We start from the raw sequence: 4,772 nt of genomic DNA, 5'->3' as shown, positions 1-4,772 counted from the left end.
GTACCAGACGTTCTTGTCCTGGCCGCGCGCGCTCGTCGCGTGAGCTGCCGGGGCCCGCGGAGCCGGACGAACCGGCGGAGGCGATGCCCCAGCCGCCGATCCCGGCGACGGCGAGCGCGGCGGCCGCCGCCGCGGCGAAGCGGATCCGCCGCTGGCGCACGGCGTCGGAGACCGCGCGGTGCCGGGGGCTCGCGGGCCGTCCCGGCGCGGAGGCGCGGCCCTTGCCGGCGCTGCGGGAGGCGGCGCCGTAGCCGGCCAGCTCCTCCGCGGTGGGCAGCCTGATGCTCGTGTGGGTGTCCCGGCTGGAGTCGGGGGCCGTGCCCCGCACGAGCGGTACGGCCCCGCGCCTGCGGTCGCCGCCGGGCGACGGGGCGGGGGCGGGCGGTACGGCGGCGGGCGACGGCTCGGCAATGGTGTCGCCGTACGGGCCGTCCTCGCCGCCGTCACCAGGTGCGGCCACGTCCAGCGCGGGCAGTCCGGCCAGCGACGGCAGCAGGTCGCGGAGCCGGGTGCCCAGCTCGCCCGCGGTGAGCCGGGAGGCGGGCGCCTTGGCGAGGCAGGCGGTGAGGATGCGGTCGAGTCCCGCGGGCAGCCCCGGCAGCGGCTGCACGGCCTCGGTCACGTGCCGGCGCAGGACGGCGCCGGGGTGGCCGCCGCCGAAGGGCGTGAAGCCGCCGAGCAGTTCGTAGAGCACGGTGGCCAGCGCGTAGATGTCGACCGAGGCGCGCGGCGGCAGGCCCTCGATGATCTCCGGGGCCAGGTAGTCGGGGGTGCCGATGATGCGGGTGGCGCGGGTGCGGCGCGGGGTGTCGACCAGGCGGGCGATGCCGAAGTCGGTGAGCAGCGCGGGCGGGGCGCCGCCGGGACCCGCCGGGGCGGCGGAGTCGAGCAGGACGTTCTCCGGTTTGACGTCACGATGGACCACGCCCGCGGCATGGGCCGCGGCGAGCCCGTCGGCGACGTCGGCGGCGATGGCGACGGCGGCCTCGGGGGCGAGCCGGCGTTCGCGTTCGAGGCGGGAGCGCAGGTCGGTGCCGCGGACCAGGTCCATCACCAGGGCGAGGTCGTTGCCGTCGACCACCAGGTCGCGGATGCCCACGATGTGCGGGTCGTCGAGCGACAGCAGGGCGGTGCGCTCCTGCACGAAGCGGCCGACCAGGTCCTGGTCGGAGGCCAGGTCCTCGCGCAGCAGCTTGATGGCGACCGGTCCCTCGGGGCCGTCACCGAGCCACACCGTGCCCGCGGATCCCCGCCCGAGCACCTGGTGGGCGGTATAGCGGCTGCCGATCTTCCTGGCCAAGACTTGCTCCGACTCCTCCGGCGGTCCGTCGCGTGGGCGACCAAGCGTTGCCGACAAAGCTACGCGGATCAGGGGCCGTTCGGGATACGGGAGGCCGCTGAGTAGGCGTTCCGCACCAGAAATCACCCTTCGCAAGTCGACAAATCCCCAAGGCGGGCGCCGGAACAGGCGTACGACGGCGGTCCCGCCGCACGCGAACGGGCGGCGGGCGGGCGGCGAACGGGCAGGCGGCCGGACCACTCGCGGGCCGCTCGCCCGCCGCGTACGGAAGGCGTGCCGGCGGCCTACGAGGGCCGGGCGGGCCGGTCGTCGGCGGGCATCGGGGCGGGGGCGGTCAGCCGTTGCCGTCGAAGCCGCTGAAGCCGTTGCCGGTCAGCCCGTTCAGGTCGGGGGTGTGCAGGTCCGGCGTGCTGTTGCCCTGGCCGCCGCCCGAGTCGCCGGTGATCGAGGAGATCTTGTCCCACGCCGAGTGCGCCCAGCTCGATGTCGCGTCCCACAGGTTGCGGGTGCTGTCGACCCAGTCCGGCAGCGGTGTGGTGTACCAGATGACGACGAAGAGCACGATGATCACCAGGATCACCGTCAGGCAGCCCTTGAGGCAGCCGAGCCCGGGGATCTTGACCGGGTTGGCGCTGCGCCGCCGCGGCTCGTGCGGCTCGTGCTGCCGGGGCGGCGCCGGGGCCGGCGGGCGCTGCTGCGGCTCGTAGCGCTGCGGCTGGGGCTGCTGGCGGGGCTCGTACGCCTGCGGCGGCCTGGACTGCTGCGGCTGCTGCCGGCGCGGCTGCTGCGGGGCCGGCTGCTGCTGCGGGTACCCGTACCCCTGGCCGCCGCCCTGCTGCTGATACGGCGGCGGCTGGTGCTGCTGGGGGTAGCCGTACCCCTGGCGCGCCTGGCCCTGGCCCTGGTTCCGGCTGTCGGCCCTGCCCTGCTCCGGCTGGCCCGGCTGGCGGCGCGGGCGGCGGAAGAGCGGGTCCATCTCGGGCGGCAGATAGCGTGCCTCGGTCTGGTCGTTGCGCTGCCGGGCCGCGCTGAGCTGCGACTCCCAGGGGTGCGGCCCCTGCGCCTGCGGGGCGCCGTCGGGCACGGGCGGCAGGACACGGGTGCCGTCCGCGGCGGGCCGGCCGGCCTCCGAGGGCAGCACACTGGTGGCGGCGTTCGGGTCGTACCCGCCGCCCTGGCCGCCCTGGCCCGAGGGCAGTACCTGCGTGGGGTCGGCGTCGCCATTGCCGGAGCCTGCGCCATGTACGCCGCCCAGGCCGGTGCCCGGCACCAGTGTCGGGGTCTCGTCGGGGGCGAGCAGTGCGCCCACGCCGAGCGCGGCCTCGGCCGCCGCGGGGCTGGCGTGCACGCCGACGCCCGCCGCGACCACCCGCAGCGCACGGGCCAGGCTGTCGGCGCTCGGCCGCTGCGCCGGCTCCTTGCGCAGGCAGCGCTCGATGACCGTCCACAGCGGTTCGGGCACGGTGGTGGGGCGGCGCGGCTGCTGGGTGAGGTGGGCCTGGAGCACCTCGATGGCATTCTCGCCGTGGAAGGGCGTACGGCCGGTGAGCAGCTCGTACAGCAGGATTCCGGCGCCGTAGACGTCGACCGCGGAGGTCTGCGGGCGGCCCTGCGCGGACTCCGGCGCCACATAGGCGGGGGTGCCCACGAACTCATGGGTACGGGTGACGCCCGGCGAGTCCGCGAGCCGCGCGATGCCGAAGTCGGTGAGCATCGGGTGCATCCGCTCGGCGCCGTCCTCACCCGTGAGGGTGGCGAGCAGCACATTGGCGGGCTTGAGGTCGCGGTGCACGACGCCGTCGGCGTGGCTGGCGGCGAGCGCGTCGGCGACGGCCGCGGTCAGCAGGGCGGCGGCGACCGGGGTGAAGGGGCCGTTCTCGCGCAGGTAGCGGTGCAGGTCGGGGCCGTCGATCAGGTCCATCACCAGAGCGAGCAGATCGCCCTCGACGACCAGGTCGCGGACCCGCACGATGTGCGGGTGCCGCAGCCGCAGCAGGACCGAGCGCTCGCGCAGGAAGCGCATGACCACGTCGGGATCGCCGGCCAGCTCTTCCTTGAGCACCTTGACGGCGACCGCGGTGCCGGCCTCGTCGCGCACCCGGGCACGCCAGACGGTGCCTGTGGCGCCGCGTCCGAGCGGCTCCTCCAGGAGGTACTTGCTGCCTACCGGCCGCACGTCATGCGCTCCCTGCTCCGTAGGTGACCGGGCCCTTCCGGTGCCCGATTCCGGCCAAGCGTAGTGCCGCGCGGCGAACGGTGGCCGGGCGGCGGCGCCGGGATTCCCGGGTAGGACGCCGGGAAGCGGTCCGCGGTTGCGCGGCGGCGCGGCTGCCGCGTTCCGGAACACCATGCTCCGGAACGCGGCGGCGGACCGCCCGGACGCCGCCCCGGTGCGGCCGGTACGCGGTCGCGGAAGCGCCGGATCAGGTCTCTTGCCGCCCGGCGGCGTCCGGCGGGCGGCACGGGAACGGCCGGTGCACGGCCGACGGGCAGGGCGGCATGCGGTTGGCGAGTGGGGCGGCGTCCGGTGGGACAAGATCACCGGGGGTGGTACCGGCGTCGGGATGTCGGTGGCGGGTGGGAGGATGCACCCGTACGGTCCGGTGGGAGCAGCGGGGGGCGGCCCTGCCGCTCGTGCCTGCGCGCCGCCGGACACCGTCCGGGCGGGTACGCGGGCGGTTACGTGTCAGTGTCAATGCGCTCGTGCGCGGTCCGGGGGGTCGTTCCCGGCGCGTGCGCGGGCAGAAGGGACCGCGGACGAGATGCAGATCCGGCTGACCGTCCTCGGGCCGCGCAGCGGCCGGGCAGCTCGCGGCAGTGACGTGCTCGTCACCGCACCCGCGGGCACCGTGCTGGGCTCGGTGGCAGGGGCGCTCGCCTCCGCCGCGGGGTCCGGGCAGCCGGGCCGCTCCGCCGGGTCCTCGGTGGCGCTCTACGTCGGGCAGGACCGCGTCCCGCCGACCGCCGTGCTCGGGGTGCCGCCGCTGGTCGACGGCGCCGTCCTGTCGCTGCACGCCGCCCCGGGCCGGCCGGGCGAGGCGCACGGCCACGGGCAGTACGGCAGTTTCGGCGAAGCCGGCCGCCCCTCGGCAGAGGTCGCGCGGCTGCTGGTGGTCGGCGGCCCCGACGCGGGCGGCGTCCACCTGCTGCCCGGCGGCCGGGCCACGATCGGGCGGTCGGCCGACGCCGATGTGCCGCTGGACGACCCGGACGTCTCACGGCTGCACTGCGAGGTGGCCTTCGGCCCGGACGGCGGCCTCACCGTCGCCGACCTGGGCTCCACGAACGGTACGACGCTGGGCGGGCGCGCGGTCGGCCCGCAGCCGGTGCCGCTGCCGCCCGGGGCGCTGCTCCACCTGGGCGAGTCCACGCTGCGGCTCGACCCGGCCGACTCCCCCGCCGCGCCCCCGCTGGCGGCCACTCCCGACGCGGAGGGCCACCTCCGGGTGTCCCTGCGCGACGCCCCCTGGCC

Annotated in this window: 3 protein-coding genes; 1 reads left to right on the top strand and 2 read right to left on the bottom strand. The window is 76.6% G+C overall.

The annotated features are described in order from the left end of the window. Nucleotides 1–1,300 (bottom strand): serine/threonine-protein kinase (locus tag V7E46_RS32555; RefSeq protein WP_333771775.1); only part of this gene is annotated, 1,300 nt, incomplete at its 3' end. Nucleotides 1,301–1,634: 334 nt separating this feature from the next. Beyond that, nucleotides 1,635–3,476, bottom strand: coding sequence for a serine/threonine-protein kinase (locus V7E46_RS32550; RefSeq protein ID WP_333771774.1), 1,842 nt, complete (start codon nt 3,474–3,476; stop codon nt 1,635–1,637). A gap of 586 nt (nt 3,477–4,062) precedes the next feature. On the opposite strand from V7E46_RS32550, the gene V7E46_RS32545 reads away from it, so the two are divergent. Next, the coding region (locus tag V7E46_RS32545) for an FHA domain-containing protein (protein WP_333771773.1) at nt 4,063–4,772 on the top strand (710 nt) is incomplete at its 3' end.

The organism is Streptomyces sp. IBSBF 2435 (assembly GCF_036815005.1).
In the GTDB taxonomy this organism is placed as follows: Bacteria; Actinomycetota; Actinomycetes; order Streptomycetales; family Streptomycetaceae; genus Actinacidiphila.
This window is presented reverse-complemented; position numbering and strand designations above follow the sequence as displayed.